The sequence below is a fragment of the Flavobacterium flavigenum genome (assembly GCF_027111255.2).
Taxonomy (GTDB): Bacteria; Bacteroidota; Bacteroidia; order Flavobacteriales; family Flavobacteriaceae; genus Flavobacterium; species Flavobacterium flavigenum.
The window spans coordinates 4,934,900-4,952,528 of record NZ_CP114285.2 but is presented as its reverse complement, the minus strand read 5'-3'; the positions used below and the strand labels follow the sequence as shown (position 1 = coordinate 4,952,528).

Below are 17,629 nucleotides of genomic sequence, written 5' to 3'. Positions count from 1 at the left end.
TAATGTCAATAGCATCAAACCTAAATACAATCAAAGAAAGTTTACCTGAGCACGTAACTCTCGTTGCGGTTTCAAAAACAAAACCAGTTTCAGATTTAATGCAGGCTTACGAAGCCGGTCAGCGCATTTTTGGGGAGAATAAAATCCAGGAAATGGCCGATAAATATGAGCAAATGCCAAAAGATATTGAATGGCATATGATTGGTCATGTTCAAACGAATAAAGTTAAATTTATGGCACCTTTTGTAAATTTGATTCATGGGGTTGACAGCTTAAAATTATTACAGGAAATCAACAAACAGGCGCAAAAAAACAATCGCGTTATTGATTGCCTGCTTCAGATATATATTGCTGAAGAAGAAACTAAATTTGGTCTTGACGAAAAAGAACTTTCAGAATTATTGTCTTCATCCGAATTTAAAGAGATGAAAAATATTCGTATCTTAGGATTAATGGGAATGGCAACTTTTACAGAAAACCAAAACCAGATCAAAAAAGAATTCCTGCATTTAAAATCCATTTTTGATTCATTGCAAAACAAAGACGCACAATGCAGAGATACCCAACAATGTATTTCTACAGCAGCACATTTTTCTACGATTTCAATGGGAATGTCAGGAGATTACCAACTTGCGATAGAATGTGGCAGTACTATGGTTCGGATTGGAAGCAGTATTTTTGGAGGACGATAAAAGTCAATATCAAAAATCAATGGCAATATCAAAAGTCAATGGCAATGGCAATATCAAAAATCAATTGCAATTGCAATGTCAATTTTAAATAAAAAATAAAAACATTAAATGGAAAAAATATTCAATTTTGATGATCGTCTGATTCGTTTTGCTGGAGAATGTATATTTTTTACACGACAATTAGAAAGAATTTTTGAAAATGAATATTATAAAAACCAATTAATCAGATCGTCTGGAAGCGCTTCTTTAAATTTCGGTGAAGCACAGGGTACAGTAACCGATAAAGATTTTATATTTAAAGTTTCATTAGTTGTAAAAGAATTAAAGGAATCCAGAAATTCTTTAAAAATATTAGATTATATAAAAGAAGGTGATAACGATAAAAGAAACAAGCTTCTTACTGAAGTAGAACAACTTATTGCAATTTCATCAAAAATGATAATAAATAAAAAGTAATTTTTTCAATAACAATACCAATACAATGACAATTTCAATAAAGAATTTCAATTTTAAAACATTGATTTTTGACATTTTAATTGATATTGATTTTTGATATTGTCATTGATTTTTGACATTTGAAAATGTACGCAATATTAGACATAGAAACAACCGGAGGGCAATTCAATGAAGAAGGAATTACCGAAATCGCCATCTATAAATTTGATGGTCATGAAGTAGTTGATCAGTTCATTAGCCTTGTCAATCCTGAGATTCCGATTCAGCCTTTTGTGGCTAAATTAACCGGAATCAACAATGCTATGCTGAGTTCTGCGCCTAAGTTTTATGAAGTTGCCAAACGAATTATCGAAATCACTTCTGATTGTATTATTGTAGCGCATAACGCTTCTTTTGACTATAGAATCCTGCGTACCGAATTCAGACGCTTAGGCTATAATTTCGAATCTAAAACACTTTGTACTGTTGAACTGGCTCAAAAATTAATTCCCGAACAGCCTTCTTACAGTTTAGGGAAATTAGTCCGTTCACTCGGAATTCCGATAGCCGACAGACATCGCGCAAGTGGAGACGCCATTGCGACAACTAAACTATTCAAAATATTACTGGAAAAAGACCTGGAAAAAACCATTGTCAAAGATTTTGTAAAATTTGAAATTGAAAAAGGGATTTCGCCCAAACTTCAGGATCTTGTAAATCAGATGCCTGCTAAAACCGGTGTATATTACATTCATAACGAAGGCGGAAATTTAATTTACATTGGCAAGAGCCAAAATATCCGAAAAAGAGTCAATCAGCATTTTACCGGAATTACAACCAAGAGCAAAAGAATTCAGGCAGAAGTTTTTACCATTACCTATGAAGAAACAGGAAGTGAATTAATTGCTTTATTAAAAGAAAGCCAGGAAGTAAAAATAAACCGCCCGAGATACAATCGCTCACAAAAAAAGAGTGTTTTCCCTTACGCCATTTATGTAGAAAAAGATGCAAACGGTTATCTGAATGTAAGCATCGGAAAAGCCGATGGACGCAAAAAAGAAATCACCTCATTCGCTTCTTTACAAGAAGGCAAAAATGCGCTTTTCAAATTTACTGCAAAGTACCATCTATGCCAAAAACTAACAGGTTTATATCAAACTAAAAAAGAATGTTTTCAATATAAAATTAAAGAATGTGATGGTGCCTGCATCGGCGAAATCACTCCTGAAATCTACAATTTAAGGGTACAGCAGTTTATTTCTGAAAACAGTTTTGAAAATAAAAACATGATTTTGCTCGACAGAGGCCGAAACATAAACGAAAGAAGTGCAATTTTAATCGAAAACGGAATTTATAAAGGATATGCCTATTATGATTTAAATTATCAGATTACAAATATTGAGATACTGAAAAAAATTCTAATCCCAATGCAGCACAATCGTGATGTAAAGAATATCATTCAGCAGTATATCCGAAAAAGCAAATCGTTGAAAATACATCATTTTTAGTAAAACAAAACTTTCATTATCTTTAAGGATATGAAAAACAAAAAATCACAATACGAAATCTTCAGGGAAAAAGTCAAAATCATTCTCTATGGTACCAATACCATTTTAGGACGAATGTTCGATTTAGTACTGCTAGGTTTGATTTTATTGAGCGTTTTATTGATTATGCTTGACACCGTTCAGGGTATTAGTTCCAAATATCATTACCAATTATGGATTTGCGAATGGGTAATCACCATGTTTTTCACCATTGAATATATCTTAAGGATTATTTCCATTCAAAAACCGGTCAAATATATTTTCAGCTTCTACGGAATCATTGATTTACTCGCCGTTTTACCCATGTATTTGTCCATATTTTTTCCGGGAGCCAGCATTTTATCCATTGTAAGGGCACTGCGTTTCCTTCGATTATTCAAGATACTTCAGCTTCCGCAGATTTCACATCAGTCATTTCAGTTAAAAGAAGCTATTGATGCCAGTAAAGAAAAAATCCTGGTTTTTATCTATTTTGTACTCATCAGTACCGTAATAATTGGCTCAGTAATGTATCTGGTCGAAGGCAAAGAGTCCGGATTTACAAGTATTCCAATGGCAATCTACTGGACAATCGTAACCCTCACAACCGTGGGTTATGGAGATATTTCTCCACAAACCCCTTTAGGCCAGTTTATAGCCGCACTGGTCATGATTTTAGGTTACGGAATCATAGCTGTTCCTACCGGAATAGTTACAGCCGAATTTGCCAAGAAAAGCCTTCGGGACAATACTGTCAGTACAAAAAACTCCTGTCAGATCTGCGGTTCACAACTTCATTTTGATAACGCTAAATTTTGTCACGAGTGCGGAAGTGAATTACATGCATAATTTTTAGAAGCTATTCCGGCTGTACATTGCAACTCCTCCTTATCTTTGTTGTTTTTTTAAGTCATAAAAGCAGCTTCTAAAGTCGCTTCTTTTACGCCACAAAAACTAACAAATATAAGTCCGGGGTTTTCATTTCCATCCGGGCTAAAAAACATATGAAATACCTAATTACCATCGTCGGACCAACAGCCATAGGCAAAACAGCCTTAAGTATTGCATTAGCACAGCATTTCAAATGTGAAATAATATCCTGCGACAGCCGTCAGTTTTTTAAAGAAATGACCATTGGCACAGCAGTTCCAAATAAAGACGAATTAGCATCTGCTAAACATCATTTCATTCAGAATAAATCGATATTCGAAAATTATACCGTTGGGGATTACGAAAAAGAAGCTTTGGCAAAAATCGAAGAATTGTACCAAAATAATGATTTTGCAATTCTGATTGGCGGTTCCGGATTGTATGTCGATGCCGTTTTAAAAGGTTTCGATGAGTTTCCTGAAATCGATCCAAAAGTACGCTCAGAAGTAAATTCAAATTACGAAAAAATCGGAATCGAATATCTTCAGGAACAATTAAAAGACCTGGATCCTGATTATTTTCAAAAAATCACTTTAGAAAATCCGCAGACACTTCAAAACCCTCAAAGAATGATGCGTTTTGTTGAAGTTTGTATCGGAACTAAAAAGCCATATTCCTCTTTTTTAAACCAAAAGAAAAACAACCGAAACTTCACTCCTGTTCTTATTGGCTTAGAAGCAGACAGGGAAATAATTTACAGCCGGATCAACCAGCGTGTCGATATTATGATGAACGAAGGTTTATTAGATGAAGCCAAAGCCTTATATCCTAATAAAGCGTTAAATGCGCTTCAAACTGTGGGTTATAGGGAATTATTCAGTTATTTTGACGGAGAATTCACTTTGCCTTTCGCTATAGACGAAATCAAAAAAAACACAAGACGATTTTCTAAAAGACAATTAACGTGGTTCAAACGAAACGAAAACACCAAATGGTTTGATTATGCTGAAGATAGAAAAGTAATTATAAATTATATTGAGGAAATTGTAAAATAAAATCTTTCTTTTATACTCTTTATTCTGTTTTCGAAAAAATCTAAAATTTAAGAAGTCCAACAATCTAAGAAGTCTAAATTAAAATGCCAATAGCACCAAACTTCACATCCATTCTAAGCAAAGACTGGGAAATCAATTTCACACAATGTACTCCCAGCGGTTACTTGAAATATACAGATCTCTGCAATATTTTACAATTGACAGCTGCAGCACATTCTGAAGTTGGAGGTATCAGTTTTTATGATATGCAGGAGTTTCATCAGGCGTGGGTCTTAAGCCGAATGCGTGTAGAAGTAAATGCTTTACCAAAATCAGGAGATATCGTTACTGTAACAACCTGGATCAACAGTCTGGAAAATTCACGTTCTGTCCGTGCTTTGGAAATGCATGTCAACGGAAAAAAGATAGTGGGTTCAGAAACGTATTGGGCCGTTTTTAACACCCAATTACGCCGTCCCGAAGCTTTGGCATTGCCTTATGAGCATTTTGAGCTATTTCCGGATAAAAGAGCCACAACAGAAGGCTTTTCAAAAATAAACATCAACCACGAAAAAGAATTTGTGTTTGAAAAAACTGTTTATTTATCTGACTTGGATATTGTCAATCACGTCAATAATGTAAAATATCTGGAATGGTGTCTGGATCATGTTGAGCCTAAAAAAATCCTAAAACAACAGGTAGAAAGTTTCGAAATGAATTTCATGAAAGAGCTGTCCTTAAAAGATACTGTTGAAATTCACGAAAATGATGAGGAAGAAAGTTCCAGATTCAGCATTACAAAAGGAGAAAAAACCTGTTTTGCATTGCAGTTAAACTGGAAAAAATAGAAAAACAAAAAGCTGGTTTCCAATTAAGAAACCAGCTTTTTTTATATGTCACAAAATGCGATATTACTTCTCACATTTCACAAAAATCATTTTACTATTAGATAAATACACTCAATATAAAGTAAACCAATCCTGCTAATAAAGCTGAAATAGGAATTGTTAAAACCCATGCCCAGATTAGACTTACAGTAACTCCCCATCTAACAGCAGATACACGTTTTGTTAATCCAACCCCGATGATAGATCCTGTAATGGTATGTGTTGTACTTACCGGAATTTTTAAATGTTCTGTAAAGTAAAGTGTCAAAGCACCAGCAGTTTCTGCTGCAACACCTTCAAACGAACTTACTTTTGTGATTTTAGAACCCATTGTTTTTACAATTTTCCATCCTCCACTCAAAGTTCCCGCAGCGATAGCAGAATAACATGCTAACGGAATCCAGCCCGGCATTACTCCTTTTATCCCCTTGTCATCATTTGGCAATACAACATCCAACCAAGAATCCATATGAACTCCTGGATTTGTATTGATATAAACTGCCACAGCAGCTGCAATAATACCCATAACTTTTTGAGAGTCATTACCTCCATGACCTAAACTGAAAGCTGCAGAAGACAATAATTGCATTTTTTTCAAAGCAGCATCAGCCTGATGAAGATTTAAACTGCTAAATATTAAGCAAAAAGCACTTACAGTTAAGATTATAAAAGCAACTAAAAACCATTTAATATTGTGCGCATCAAAAGCTACACTCCAAAAATGGGAATCAAAACGAGGTTTTTCAATTTCTGCATAAGGCACCATCAGATTACTAACAAGCCAAACTGTTGCAATCATTAATGCTACAGTAAATATTTTTGGTGCAATATTTTTACGGGAAGCATTCAATAACCAGATAGAAATTAGATACGAAGCTAAAGCTCCAACTAATGGTGCCAGTACAATAAATGCAATAATAATGATAACTCCTGAAGGCATTCCGCCATCTTTTCCTGCTTTATACCAGCTTACGATTTCGTACCAGTAATGAGTAGTTCCGTCTTCGCCAATATAACCTGAAAAACCATGAACTGCAATGGCGTGTGCCACAGCTGCACCTGCAAAACCTCCAATTAGGGTGTGGGATGAACTTGAAGGAATTCCTAACCACCATGTCAATAAATTCCAGCAAATTGCTGCAATAACACCGGCTAAAATTACGACAAGGTTAATTTCCATGGTGTGCGCTGTTTTAGCAACAGTATCCGCAACACCAAATCCGAAAACCCAATAAGCCAGAAAGTTAAAAAATGCTGCCCAAAGTACGGCCTGAAAAGGCGTAAGTACCTTTGTAGCAACAACAGTAGCTATAGCATTTGCCGCATCATGAAAACCATTGATGTAATCAAAAATTAAAGCTAATACTATAATAATTATAAGTATAGTCATAAAATTATAACTTCAGAATTGAAATAAATTGAATTAAGAATGTTTTACAGAAATAGATTCCAGTATGTTTGCCACACTCTTACACTTGTCTGTTGCTGATTCCAAAACAGATAATACTTCTTTATATTTAATGATATTTTTAGCGTCTGTTTCGTTTTCAAAAATTTCAAAAACTGCTTTGTTATAAACGTTATCAGATTTGTTTTCCAGTTTGTTGATTCTGGAACAGGCATCCTTAATAACTTTGAAATTCTTTAAATTTCTTAATTCCTTTACTGCACTGTCAATGTTCTGACAAGCCTCAAGGTTGATCTCTGTCATTTTTCTGATTGACTTTGTAATCTTGTCAACCTGATACAGCCTCATTCTGCTTGCAGCACCGTGAAGGTAATCTGCAACGTTATCAATCGAAGTGATCAGGGTATGAATATCCTCTCTGTCAAACGGAGTAATAAAGTTTCTGCTCAGCTCCAGATTGGTCTGACGTGTAATGTCTTCTCCTTTTTGCTCTAATTCATCAATTTTCTGAAAAAGGACTTCTCTTTCTTTCAATGGAAGGTTTACAGCTTCGTGTAAGTTAGAAGCTAATTCAATTAAATTGCTTGAAGCCTCTTCAAAAAGTGGAAAGAATTTTTTGTCTTTCGGCACTAAAAATTGGAAAATACTGTTTATTGACATTTTTATATTTTTGATAGTGCAAAATTACTTCAATAATATTTTACAATGTTAAGCCATTGTTAACAAATCGTTTTCAATTTGGAAACTATTCAAAAACAAAATGGTCTTCTCAATATCATAATGCAAAATCCTGTCTTCTTTGACCAAAGGCACAATTTCTCTGTAACTACTCAAAAACATTTCGATGAAATCACTTGATTTTAAAGGTTCTCTGTAGGCAATCGCCTGTGAAGCATTTAATAATTCGATGGCCAGAATACGCTCTAAGTTATCCATAACCTTTAATGCCTTTGTTGCTCCGTTTGCCCCCATACTCACGTGATCTTCCTGCCCATTACTCGAAACAATGCTATCTACACTTGACGGTGTTGCCAGTTGTTTATTCTGACTGGCAATGCTTGCCGCAGTGTATTGCGGAATCATAAATCCTGAATTCAGTCCCGGATTATCTACCAAAAATGCCGGAAGATTTCGCAACCCGGAAATTAACTGATAGGTTCTTCTTTCAGAAATACTTCCTAATTCAGCCAAAGCAATTGCCATAAAGTCTAATGCCAAAGCTAACGGCTGTCCATGGAAATTCCCTCCCGAAATAATCTGATCGGACTCTATAAATATATTAGGATTGTCCGTAACCGAATTGATTTCGGTTTTGAATACTTTTCGAACATAATCTATTGCATCTTTTGAAGCGCCATGAACCTGGGGCATACAACGGAAAGAATACGGATCCTGAACATGTTTTTTTTGCTGTTCGATAATTTCGCTTCCTTCCAAAAATTCATTAACTCTTTGTGCCGTTATAATCTGACCTTTGTGAGGGCGTATAAAATGTATCAGTTCGTTAAAAGGTTCAATTCTTCCATCAAAAGCTTCAAGCGAAATGGTTCCGATTAAATCAGCCAGATACGAATATTTATACGCTTTCATCAAAATATGAACTCCGTAAGCCCCCATAAACTGTGTCCCGTTTAATAAAGCCAAACCTTCTTTGGATTGTAAAACAATCGGCTCCCAGTTAAAATGTTTTAAAACTTCGGCGGAAGCCATTTTTTTACCTTCAAAATAAACTTCGCCCTCTCCTAATAATGGTAAAGATAAATGTGCTAATGGAGCCAAATCACCGGAAGCCCCTAATGAACCCTGCGTAAAAATCACGGGTAAAATACCATGATTGTAAAAATCAACCAGACGGTTTAAGGTCTGCAGCTGAATACCCGAATGACCATAGCTCAACGACTGAATTTTCAGCAACAGCATCAATTTTACAATTTCAGCAGGAACTTCTTCACCGGTTCCGCAGGCATGTGACTTCACCAGGTTTTCCTGAAGTTTAGATAAGTTTTCATTCGAAATTTTCACACTGTAAAGTGATCCAAAACCAGTATTGATTCCATAAATAGGTTCTGGATGTGAGGCCATTTTTTTATCCAGATAATCCCGGCATTTCTGAACATTTACTTTTGCTTCTTCAGATAATTCTAATGCCTTATCGTAACTTAAAATTTCCTGTAAAGTCTCTAAATTTATGGTTTCAGTACTAATATAATGGATTTCCCTCATGGTGATTTCAAATTAAGACATCAAAATTCAACAAATCAACATTAAAAAGCAATTTTTTATCACAATAATTAAAATTTATAAGAATACCATTTTTCAAAATTATTTATTTCATAATCTTAAATGAAGCAAAAGACACCTGCTATTAAATTAGATTCCTTTGAATACAGAATCTTTCTATAGAGTAAGTTTTAATCCGAAATATATCAAAACCACAACTTAATACATCTAATTTTAACAAATACTCAATATTGATTTTATATCATCATAATTATTAAAATATTCGCAAAAAGGCATTTTAACTTTTTAACTTTTACAAAAAACTGTACTTTTGAAAAATCAAAAAATGAAAAGTAACAGCGTAAAATATCAATCTACAATGACAACTCTATCAGAAGTTGCAATTGCTGCTACCATTATTTCTACTACAACAACTACTACCCCTTAGGGGTATCATTTTTACATATAATCCTGATTATCTATACTTTTTTCCCGAAAGAAGAAAGACTTTGGATACATAAAAATATTTGCATAAAAGAAAAAATCATCAAAATGAAAGTATTAAAATTTGGCGGAACTTCGGTTGCCAATGCACAAAATATAAAACTCGTTCTCGATATTATCAACCAGAATTCCAAAGACGACAAATTGGTAGTTGTGGTATCTGCTTTAAGCAAAGTAACCGATATGCTGCAATCAGCCGCAGCAAAAGCAGCTGAAAACGATGAAAGTTTCCGCGAAATCGTAGCCGAAATCGAGAAAAAACATCTTGACACTTTAAAAGAACTTATTCCGGTTAGCGAACAAAGCAGTTTGTTAAGCCATATCAAAAGGATCATCAACCATCTTGAAACCTTATTGGACGGATGCTTTTTATTGGGGGAATTATCGCCAAGAACGGCTGACACTGTTTTGAGTTTCGGCGAATTGCTTTCTTCTTTTATCATTGCACAGGCGTACCAGCAAATCGATAAAAATGCAGCTTATAAAGACAGCCGTGAGTTAATTAAAACAAATGCTGATTTTGGTAAAGCGGTTGTGAATTTTGAAATTTCAAATGTTTTAATTCAGGAATATTTTGCAGAAAATGATTCAAAAATCACTATTTTGCCTGGATTCATTGCCCAGACCCTTGACGGAATCACTTCTACTTTAGGCCGTGGCGGTTCTGATTATACTGCTGCTATTATCGCAGGAGCAACTGACGCAGAACAACTGGAAATCTGGACTGACGTAAACGGAATGTTTACTGCCAATCCAAAAATCGTAAAACAGGCTCAGCCAATTGCAACTATATCGTATCAGGAAGCGATGGAATTATCGCATTTTGGTGCGAAAGTGTTGTATCCGCCAACTATTCAGCCGGTTTTAAGAAAAAATATTCCAATCCTGATCAAAAATACTTTTGAACCGGAAGCGGAAGGTACTTTGATTTCTAACAAAGTTTCAGAACAGACTACTCCTGTAAAAGGAATCAGCCATATCGAACATATTTCATTACTGACTCTTGAAGGTCCCGGGATGATTGGGGTTTCAGGTTCATCTAAGCGTTTGTTCGAAGTATTGTCTCACGAAAAAATCAATGTTATTTTTATCACTCAGGCCTCTTCTGAGCACTCTATTTGTATCGGAATCCTGAATTCGGATGCTGATAATGCCGAAGAAGCAATCAATAAAGCGTTTGACGTTGAAATTTTACAAAACAAAATCGATCCTTGTATTGTAGAAAAAGACCTTTGCATTATTGCTTTGGTGGGTGAAAACATGAAAAACCACCAGGGTTTGAGCGGAAGAATGTTCAGTACTTTAGGAAAAAACAATGTGAATATCCGTGCTATTGCACAAGGAGCTTCTGAAAGAAATATCTCTGCCGTAATCAACGAAAGAGACGTTAAAAAAGCACTGAATACTTTACACGAAAACTTCTTTGAGGAAAACACCAAACAGCTGAATTTATTCGTAATGGGTGTTGGAAATGTGGGCGAGAAATTCATCGAGCAGATTCACAGCCAGAAGAAATTCTTAAAAGATGTTTTAAAAATCAATGTTCGTGTGATTGCTTTATCGAACTCCAGAAAAATGGTATTTGATGAAGACGGAATTTCATTAAAAGACTGGCAGTCAAATTTAGAGAAAGGAGAACCTGCTATTGCAACAGAATTCATCGCACGCGCAAGAGAATTGAACTTACGTAACAGTATTTTCGTAGACATTACAGCAAATGCCAGCGTTTCTGAAATGTATGAGAAATTCTTAAAAGAAAGTATTGCGGTTGTAACCTGCAACAAAATTGCCTGTTCATCTGCTTACGACAATTATAAAAAACTAAAAAGCTTATCACGTCAATACAACGCTCCGTTTTTGTTTGAAACGAATGTGGGCGCGGGATTGCCAATTATCGATACCGTTAAAAACTTAATTGCTTCGGGTGATAAAGTGCATAAAATTCAGGCGGTTTTATCGGGAAGTCTGAACTTTATCTTCAACAATTTCGATAAAAATAATTCTTTTCACGATGTGGTTAAAGAAGCCGGAGTTCAGGGATTCACAGAACCGGATCCGAAAATTGACTTAAGCGGAATCGATGTTGCCCGTAAAATCCTGATTTTAATTCGTGAAAGCGGTTACGAAATGGATATTGACGCCATCGCCAACGAATCGTTTTTACCTGCTGAATGTTTAGCAACAACCAATAACGAAGACTTTTTTGCTTCGTTAATCAAACACGCGAATCATTTTAACGGAATTTACGAAGAAGCTTTAGCGAAAGATTCAAGATTGAAATATGTAGCGCAATTCGAAAACGGAAAAGCAAGCGTAGGTTTGCAATTTATTCCAAAAGATCATCCTTTTTACAATCTGGAAGGAAAAGACAATATCGTATTGTTCTACACCGATCGTTACGTAGATCAGCCTTTATTGATCAAAGGTGCCGGAGCCGGTGCAGCTGTTACGGCTTCAGGGATTTTTGCGGATGTGATTAGAATTGGAAATATATAATTTAGTCTGAAAGTCGAATGTCATAAAGTCGTAAAGTACTCACTTTTGATTTATGACATTTTACAAGACTTTTGACTTTAAGACTTTAAAACTTTATGACTCAGATTAAACTTTTTTGCCCAGCTACAATTGCAAATCTTTCGTGCGGATTTGACGTGCTTGGACTTTGCTTAGACAATGCGGGTGACGAAATGATCGTTCGAAAATCAGATCAGAAAGGTGTTCGAATTACTAAAATCGTGGGGGCTGATTTGCCTTTGGAAACAGAGAAAAATGTTTCGGGTGTAGCAGCTTTGGCGATGTTAGCCACTTTGGACGAACTGGATTTTGGTTTCGAAATTGAAATTTACAAAAACATCAAAGCCGGAAGCGGAATCGGAAGCAGTGCTGCCAGTTCTGCCGGAGCGGTTTTCGGAATCAACGAATTACTTGGAAGACCGTATTCCAGAAAAGATTTGGTGCAGTTTGCCATGCAGGGTGAAAAACTGGCAAGCGGAAACGCTCACGCCGACAACGTTGCTCCTGCCCTTTTAGGCGGATTTACTTTAGTAAGAAGTTACGCTCCGCTTGATATTATCAGAATTGACAGTCCGGAAGAATTGTTTGCAACGGTTGTTCATCCTCAAATCGAATTGAAAACTTCTGATGCACGTTCGGTACTAAAACAAACCGTTTCCCTAAAAAGCGCCATTATGCAATGGGGAAATGTAGGCGGATTAGTTGCCGGTCTTTATACCAAAGATTACGAATTGATCGGACGTTCGCTTCATGACGAAATCGTAGAACCATTAAGAAGTGTTTTGATTCCGGGATTTGATCTAATCAAACAAACGGCTTATGAAAACGGCGCTTTAGGTTCCGGAATTTCAGGTTCTGGTCCGTCTATTTTCGCTTTAAGCAGAGGAAAAAACACCGCAGACCAAATCGCAAAAGCCATGAGCGAGGTTTACGAGAAAATGAATTTACCGTATGAGATTCATGTTTCGAAAATTAATCCGGATGGAGTTCGCGTTTTGTAAAATGTAAAATGTGAATTGTAAAATGTATTAAGTACGAAGAATTAAGTATTAAGATACAGTTTGTCAGGCTGAGCGGAGTCGAAGCCCCGCAAAGTATGGCACATCCGATTTGTCATTTCGAGGAACGAGAAATCTCCGCTAGAAACTCGACAAAGATTTGATTCTCGTTGCGGAGTTACTTGCGGAGATTCCTCCTCTGTCGGAATGACAAACTTAGCGGATTTACTGTGTGGGGCTTCGACTCCGCTCAGCCTGACAAAACTAACATGAAATAAAAAATATAAATTATTGGAATTTGGAAATTTAGAAAATTTGGAATTTGCATTTCAAAAATCTAAAGTCTAAAATCTAAAATCTAAAATAAAATGAAATACTACAGTTTAAACCATAATGCCCCAAAAGTTTCGTTTCAGGAAGCAGTAATACAAGGATTAGCGAGTGATAAAGGATTATATTTCCCGGAGAACATTACGCCTTTAGACCCATCTTTTTTTGATAAAATCGAAAGTTTAAGCCACGAAGAAATTGCTTTTGAAGCGATCAAACAATTTGTGGGCGATGAAATCCCTGAAGCAAAACTAAAAGAAATCATTGCCGATACTCTGGTTTTTGATTTTCCGGTAGTGAAAGTTGAAGACGGAATTTATTCATTAGAATTATTCCATGGGCCGACAATGGCTTTTAAAGACGTTGGAGCACGATTTATGTCACGTTGTCTGGGCTATTTCAATAAAGACAAAAAAGATGCTAAAAATACTGTTTTAGTAGCGACTTCGGGAGACACCGGCGGAGCGGTTGCAAGCGGATTTTTAGGCGTTGACGGTGTTGATGTTGTCATTTTATATCCATCCGGAAAAGTGAGTGATATTCAGGAAAAACAATTGACTACTTTAGGGCAAAACATTAAAGCTTTGGAAGTTGACGGTGTTTTTGACGATTGCCAGGATATGGTGAAAAAAGCATTTTTGGATGAAACTTTAGCGCACAAAAACCTGACTTCTGCGAATTCTATTAATATTGCACGCTGGCTGCCACAAATGTTTTATTTCTTCTTTGCTTACAAAGCATTGAAGAGCCAAAACAAACCTTTAGTTTTCTCCTGCCCAAGCGGGAACTTCGGGAATATCTGTGCCGGAATTATGGCAAAGAAATTAGGTTTACCAATTGAACATTTTGTAGCGTCTACAAATGTAAACGACACCGTACCAAGGTTCTTAGAAAACGGAAAGTACGACCCGAAACCTTCTAAAGCAACCATTTCTAACGCCATGGATGTTGGAAACCCAAGTAACTTTATTAGAATTCAGGAATTATATAATAATGATTTAAAGGCTTTCGAAAAAGACTTCTCTTCTTATAGCTATACCGATGAACAAACCCTTGAAGCTCTAAAGAAAATTTATAACACCAACGGTTACATCGCAGAACCTCACGGTGCGGTTGGGTATTTAGGTTTAAAAAAAGAACTTAAAAAATTTCCTAACGCCATTGGTATTTTCTTAGAAACGGCTCACCCAATTAAATTCTTAGATGTGGTTGAACCTGCTTTAGGGATTACACTTCCGATTCCAACACAGATTGAGAGTGTTATCAATGAGGAGAAAGTTAGTGTGAAGATTGGGACTTATGAGGAGTTGAAAGCTTTCTTGGGATAGTAAAATTCTAACTATAAAATTTACAGCCACATATTACTAGGTTTTTCTTGTAATTTTGTGGCTTTTATATTTCAAATAACTTCCTTATGTTTGATTATTGTATTTTATAAAACGAATGCAATTCAAAAATAAATTATAATTTAAAAAAGTGAAAAATGATTTTTAATATCTATTACATAAATTTTCCTAAAGTATATGAAATAAAAATGATGCTTAGTAATATCATTAAAATAGGAGGTGAATATCATTTAGAGAATAATACTGAAAACGATATTGATTATAGAGGCAAACTAGGAATGAAATTTCTAAATATTTTCAATACTGAAGGAGAAATCGGTAAAAAAAACTCGAAATCAGATTCTCAAAAAGTTTTAGAAACTTTTGAAATAAAAACTACAAAATCAATCATTTTAAATGAAATTATTGAAAAAAGTAAATCTATTTCTGATTTCACAAATATTGAAGAAGGAGAACTTATAAAAATTAACAATGTCAATCTTTCATTAGACAATGAAAAAGAACTTAGAACTGTCAAGCTATTTACTAATGGTTCTTTAAAAGGAATGGCTATTCCAGGTGCTGACGGCATAGATATCAACAACCTTTTTAATTCTATGTTTAAGGATTATTCATATAGAATGAAAGGATCTATTGAAGACCTAAATGATAATATTTTAATAAAAATTCCATTAACATTTGAAAGCGAATTTGAAAGTTCTTACAGTGTTGATGATTTGTCAATAGGAAAAGTATCTTTAGTTGGACTATATAAGGGAAAAATAAAAATAGAAGCCTTAAAAAATTCTTTTGAGTTCTTTACAGAACTTGGTAACAGTCAAAATCAAAATTCAACATCAGCAGAAATTAATGATAGCCAGTATCAAGAAAATAATATAGCGAACAATTTATTTGTGAGAGATTCTAGTAATGTTGATGTAAAAGATTACCATTATATTGATCTTTTAGCTATAATTCAGAATATAAATAATCCTATTAAAAAAACAATCTAATGGTGAAAATATTGTTGTTTATTGAAAAAAAGAATTTTAGGACATATAAAAATTCAATTGAAAATGAAGGTCTTGAAATTAAAAGTATTACATATTATTTATCTGAAGAAAAAATATCACTATTGGACACGGATAAACATATAATTGATATTTCGTCAATTGCTAATTCTTTTAATAATTCTGACAGTTTACAAATAACCTTTGAGCAACTCTTTCCATATTTTGAAGATGATACAATATTTATTTCAGACAAAAAATATAAAGATATTTTGTCTCACGAGTTAAGATATTGTTTTGATAGTTTTGAAGATTTAGAAATTATTAATGAAGAAATCGAAATAGACGAAAAAACAGATGAAAAAACTTTAAAAATCAAACGCATTATTGATTTATCTGATTTTGAAATTGATAAGTTTACAGATCTTTTTCGGAATAAACTATACGGACATGATAAATTTAAAGATGAATTTGAAGAACTAATTAAAAATTTCAGAGTATTCAATAAATTAGGAGAAAATAAAGTTTTGTCATTGTTTTTGATGGGTGACTCTGGTGTAGGGAAAACTGAAGTTGCAAGAGTAATACACAAATCTCTTAATAGTCAAAAAAAACTTGCTAAAATTAATTTTGGAAATTACAGTAGTAATGACGCTCTAAACTCACTAATAGGAAGTCCTAGAGGATATATAGGAAGTGAAGGGGGAGAGCTTTTTGCTAGAGTTGAAAAATCAGATATTGGCCTAATCTTAATTGATGAATTTGAGAAATCTAATTCTGCAGTGTTTAATTATTTTTTAGATGTTTTAGAAAGTGGTAAGTTAACAAATTCATTAGGCGAAGAAATTGATGTAAATGGATATATAATTGTATTTACTTCTAATATCTCAAAGGATAATTTTAAAGAAAGAATATCTCCTGAATTACGATCCAGATTCGATTATAAAGGTCAATTCAATTTATTAAATAATTCAGATAAGCTTCAATTCATCAATTTTAGATTTAATGAAATCATTAAAAAATATGAAGAAAACTTTAAACTTAAATTAAATACAAATCTTCATAATTTACTTGTCAAAAAAATTAATGTTAATGAATTTAATAATATGAGAGATTTGAATAAAAAAATAAAGAGCATATTCGTTGAACAAATTACAGAAATTAATAATAACAATATAATTCTTATCGAAGACTCCGAATCTGGAAATTAACTTTTTTTACTTTTTGATATCAAAAAAATGCAGGTTACAGTTTGAATATACACCATTGGGACACTCGCATCAGCCACTGAGAGTCTCGCTCTTAAACAAAAAAAGAGACCTTACAGATCTCTTCTCATTTCAATATATCTTTCAAAAAAAGTTCATTTCCCGTTTAATAATTTCTCTAAATATTCAACTTTATCTTTTTCAGCCTGCACCAAACGTTCGTAAAGTTCAACTACTTTATCTAAAGCATTAAAAGTACAATTCGTTGCAAAAATACTTCCTGTAGTAACAACATTATCATGAAAACTATTAAAGTAATTGATAAAACCTTCATCTGAAAAGTTTTCAATTGCTTCGACTGAAACTTCAAGAGCTTTTGCAACCTCAATTAGTTTTTGTTCGTCTACCGTTTCGCTGTTTTCAATAACAGAAACTGCCTGCTGGCTCATTCCTAAAGCCTGCGCCAGTGCTTCCTGTTTCATATCTTTAAGCTCTCTGATACGGCTTATATTTCTGCCGATATGTTTTGGTTTTGTTAGTGTGCTCATATTTCAAAGATATTTAAAATTCTTAAACGAAAACAGGTTTTTGTAAAAAAACAAAGCTGCTTTTGTAAGATACAATTTTCATAATTCATATAAGTTGTTATTTACCAAGTCTCGCAGGCT

15 protein-coding genes are annotated in these 17,629 nt (G+C 34.3%); 11 read left to right on the top strand and 4 right to left on the bottom strand.

All coding sequences use genetic code 11. The features are described 5' to 3' along the window. Window positions 1-2: 2 nt before the first annotated feature. The 6 genes from OZP09_RS20625 (at window position 3) to OZP09_RS20600 (ending at window position 5,405) form a co-directional block, all read left to right on the top strand. Window positions 3-692 carry a YggS family pyridoxal phosphate-dependent enzyme gene (locus OZP09_RS20625; protein ID WP_269235500.1) on the top strand — a complete coding sequence of 230 codons (690 nt, stop codon included), beginning with the start codon at window positions 3-5 and terminating at the stop codon, window positions 690-692. A 108-nt stretch (window positions 693-800) separates the two neighbouring features. Next, complete coding sequence (locus OZP09_RS20620; protein ID WP_223680961.1) at window positions 801-1,148, top strand: four helix bundle protein; 348 nt, start codon at window positions 801-803, stop codon at window positions 1,146-1,148. Between the two features lie 125 nt (window positions 1,149-1,273). Then, on the top strand, window positions 1,274-2,635 hold the full coding sequence (locus OZP09_RS20615) for an exonuclease domain-containing protein (RefSeq protein WP_269235499.1): 1,362 nt from the start codon (window positions 1,274-1,276) through the stop codon (window positions 2,633-2,635). A 30-nt stretch (window positions 2,636-2,665) separates the two neighbouring features. Beyond that, window positions 2,666-3,502, top strand: coding sequence for an ion transporter (locus OZP09_RS20610; protein WP_269235498.1), 837 nt, complete (start codon window positions 2,666-2,668; stop codon window positions 3,500-3,502). A 155-nt stretch (window positions 3,503-3,657) separates the two neighbouring features. Next, window positions 3,658-4,578, top strand: coding sequence for a tRNA (adenosine(37)-N6)-dimethylallyltransferase MiaA (miaA, locus tag OZP09_RS20605; RefSeq protein WP_269235497.1), 921 nt, complete (start codon window positions 3,658-3,660; stop codon window positions 4,576-4,578). 83 nt (window positions 4,579-4,661) lie between these two features. Next, window positions 4,662-5,405 (top strand): acyl-[acyl-carrier-protein] thioesterase, encoded by a 744-nt coding sequence (locus OZP09_RS20600; RefSeq protein ID WP_269235496.1) that lies wholly within the window; start codon window positions 4,662-4,664, stop codon window positions 5,403-5,405. A gap of 97 nt (window positions 5,406-5,502) precedes the next feature. Here the strand turns inward: OZP09_RS20600 and OZP09_RS20595 are convergent, their stop codons facing one another. Genes OZP09_RS20595 through hutH form a run of 3 tightly spaced genes read right to left on the bottom strand, consistent with a single transcriptional unit; the run spans window position 5,503 to window position 9,075 of the window. Next, a complete protein-coding gene (locus OZP09_RS20595; protein WP_269235495.1) occupies window positions 5,503-6,834 on the bottom strand; it encodes an inorganic phosphate transporter in 1,332 nt (443 codons plus the stop codon). 33 nt (window positions 6,835-6,867) lie between these two features. Then, window positions 6,868-7,512 (bottom strand): DUF47 domain-containing protein, encoded by a 645-nt coding sequence (locus OZP09_RS20590; protein WP_095954688.1) that lies wholly within the window; start codon window positions 7,510-7,512, stop codon window positions 6,868-6,870. A gap of 48 nt (window positions 7,513-7,560) precedes the next feature. After that, on the bottom strand, window positions 7,561-9,075 hold the full coding sequence (gene hutH, locus OZP09_RS20585; RefSeq protein WP_281309923.1) for a histidine ammonia-lyase: 1,515 nt from the start codon (window positions 9,073-9,075) through the stop codon (window positions 7,561-7,563). Window positions 9,076-9,624: 549 nt separating this feature from the next. On the opposite strand from hutH, the gene thrA reads away from it, so the two are divergent. The 5 genes from thrA to OZP09_RS20560 all read left to right on the top strand — a co-directional run bounded on the left by thrA (window position 9,625) and on the right by OZP09_RS20560 (window position 16,964). Continuing rightward, the gene (gene thrA / locus OZP09_RS20580; RefSeq protein ID WP_269235494.1) at window positions 9,625-12,072 is read left to right on the top strand and encodes a bifunctional aspartate kinase/homoserine dehydrogenase I; all 2,448 of its coding nucleotides are present in this window, start codon (window positions 9,625-9,627) and stop codon (window positions 12,070-12,072) included. A 95-nt stretch (window positions 12,073-12,167) separates the two neighbouring features. Next, window positions 12,168-13,091 carry a homoserine kinase gene (locus OZP09_RS20575; RefSeq protein WP_269235493.1) on the top strand — a complete coding sequence of 308 codons (924 nt, stop codon included), beginning with the start codon at window positions 12,168-12,170 and terminating at the stop codon, window positions 13,089-13,091. Between the two features lie 365 nt (window positions 13,092-13,456). Further along, complete coding sequence (thrC, locus tag OZP09_RS20570; protein WP_269235492.1) at window positions 13,457-14,746, top strand: threonine synthase; 1,290 nt, start codon at window positions 13,457-13,459, stop codon at window positions 14,744-14,746. 155 nt (window positions 14,747-14,901) lie between these two features. After that, window positions 14,902-15,756, top strand: coding sequence for a hypothetical protein (locus tag OZP09_RS20565; RefSeq protein WP_281309922.1), 855 nt, complete (start codon window positions 14,902-14,904; stop codon window positions 15,754-15,756). Beyond that, window positions 15,756-16,964, top strand: coding sequence for an AAA family ATPase (locus OZP09_RS20560; RefSeq protein WP_281309921.1), 1,209 nt, complete (start codon window positions 15,756-15,758; stop codon window positions 16,962-16,964). The genes OZP09_RS20565 and OZP09_RS20560 overlap by 1 nt, the downstream gene beginning before the upstream one ends. Window positions 16,965-17,116: 152 nt before the next feature. Here the strand turns inward: OZP09_RS20560 and OZP09_RS20555 are convergent, their stop codons facing one another. Next, window positions 17,117-17,509: a helix-turn-helix domain-containing protein gene (locus tag OZP09_RS20555; protein WP_269235488.1), complete on the bottom strand. Its 393-nt coding sequence runs from the start codon at window positions 17,507-17,509 to the stop codon at window positions 17,117-17,119. Window positions 17,510-17,629: the final 120 nt, after the last annotated feature.

Excerpts from the sequence above, each read along its gene's own strand:
- OZP09_RS20565 (WP_281309922.1), top strand. The coding sequence starts at position 14,902 with ATGATTTTTAATATCTATTACATAAATTTTCCTAAAGTATATGAAATA.
- OZP09_RS20600 (WP_269235496.1), top strand. The coding sequence starts at position 4,662 with ATGCCAATAGCACCAAACTTCACATCCATTCTAAGCAAAGACTGGGAA.
- OZP09_RS20555 (WP_269235488.1), bottom strand. The coding sequence starts at position 17,509 with ATGAGCACACTAACAAAACCAAAACATATCGGCAGAAATATAAGCCGT.
- OZP09_RS20620 (WP_223680961.1), top strand. The coding sequence starts at position 801 with ATGGAAAAAATATTCAATTTTGATGATCGTCTGATTCGTTTTGCTGGA.
- hutH (WP_281309923.1), bottom strand. The coding sequence starts at position 9,075 with ATGAGGGAAATCCATTATATTAGTACTGAAACCATAAATTTAGAGACT.
- OZP09_RS20590 (WP_095954688.1), bottom strand. The coding sequence starts at position 7,512 with ATGTCAATAAACAGTATTTTCCAATTTTTAGTGCCGAAAGACAAAAAA.
- OZP09_RS20575 (WP_269235493.1), top strand. The coding sequence starts at position 12,168 with ATGACTCAGATTAAACTTTTTTGCCCAGCTACAATTGCAAATCTTTCG.
- OZP09_RS20560 (WP_281309921.1), top strand. The coding sequence starts at position 15,756 with ATGGTGAAAATATTGTTGTTTATTGAAAAAAAGAATTTTAGGACATAT.
- OZP09_RS20595 (WP_269235495.1), bottom strand. The coding sequence starts at position 6,834 with ATGACTATACTTATAATTATTATAGTATTAGCTTTAATTTTTGATTAC.
- OZP09_RS20625 (WP_269235500.1), top strand. The coding sequence starts at position 3 with ATGTCAATAGCATCAAACCTAAATACAATCAAAGAAAGTTTACCTGAG.
- OZP09_RS20610 (WP_269235498.1), top strand. The coding sequence starts at position 2,666 with ATGAAAAACAAAAAATCACAATACGAAATCTTCAGGGAAAAAGTCAAA.
- thrA (WP_269235494.1), top strand. The coding sequence starts at position 9,625 with ATGAAAGTATTAAAATTTGGCGGAACTTCGGTTGCCAATGCACAAAAT.
- miaA (WP_269235497.1), top strand. The coding sequence starts at position 3,658 with ATGAAATACCTAATTACCATCGTCGGACCAACAGCCATAGGCAAAACA.
- thrC (WP_269235492.1), top strand. The coding sequence starts at position 13,457 with ATGAAATACTACAGTTTAAACCATAATGCCCCAAAAGTTTCGTTTCAG.
- OZP09_RS20615 (WP_269235499.1), top strand. The coding sequence starts at position 1,274 with ATGTACGCAATATTAGACATAGAAACAACCGGAGGGCAATTCAATGAA.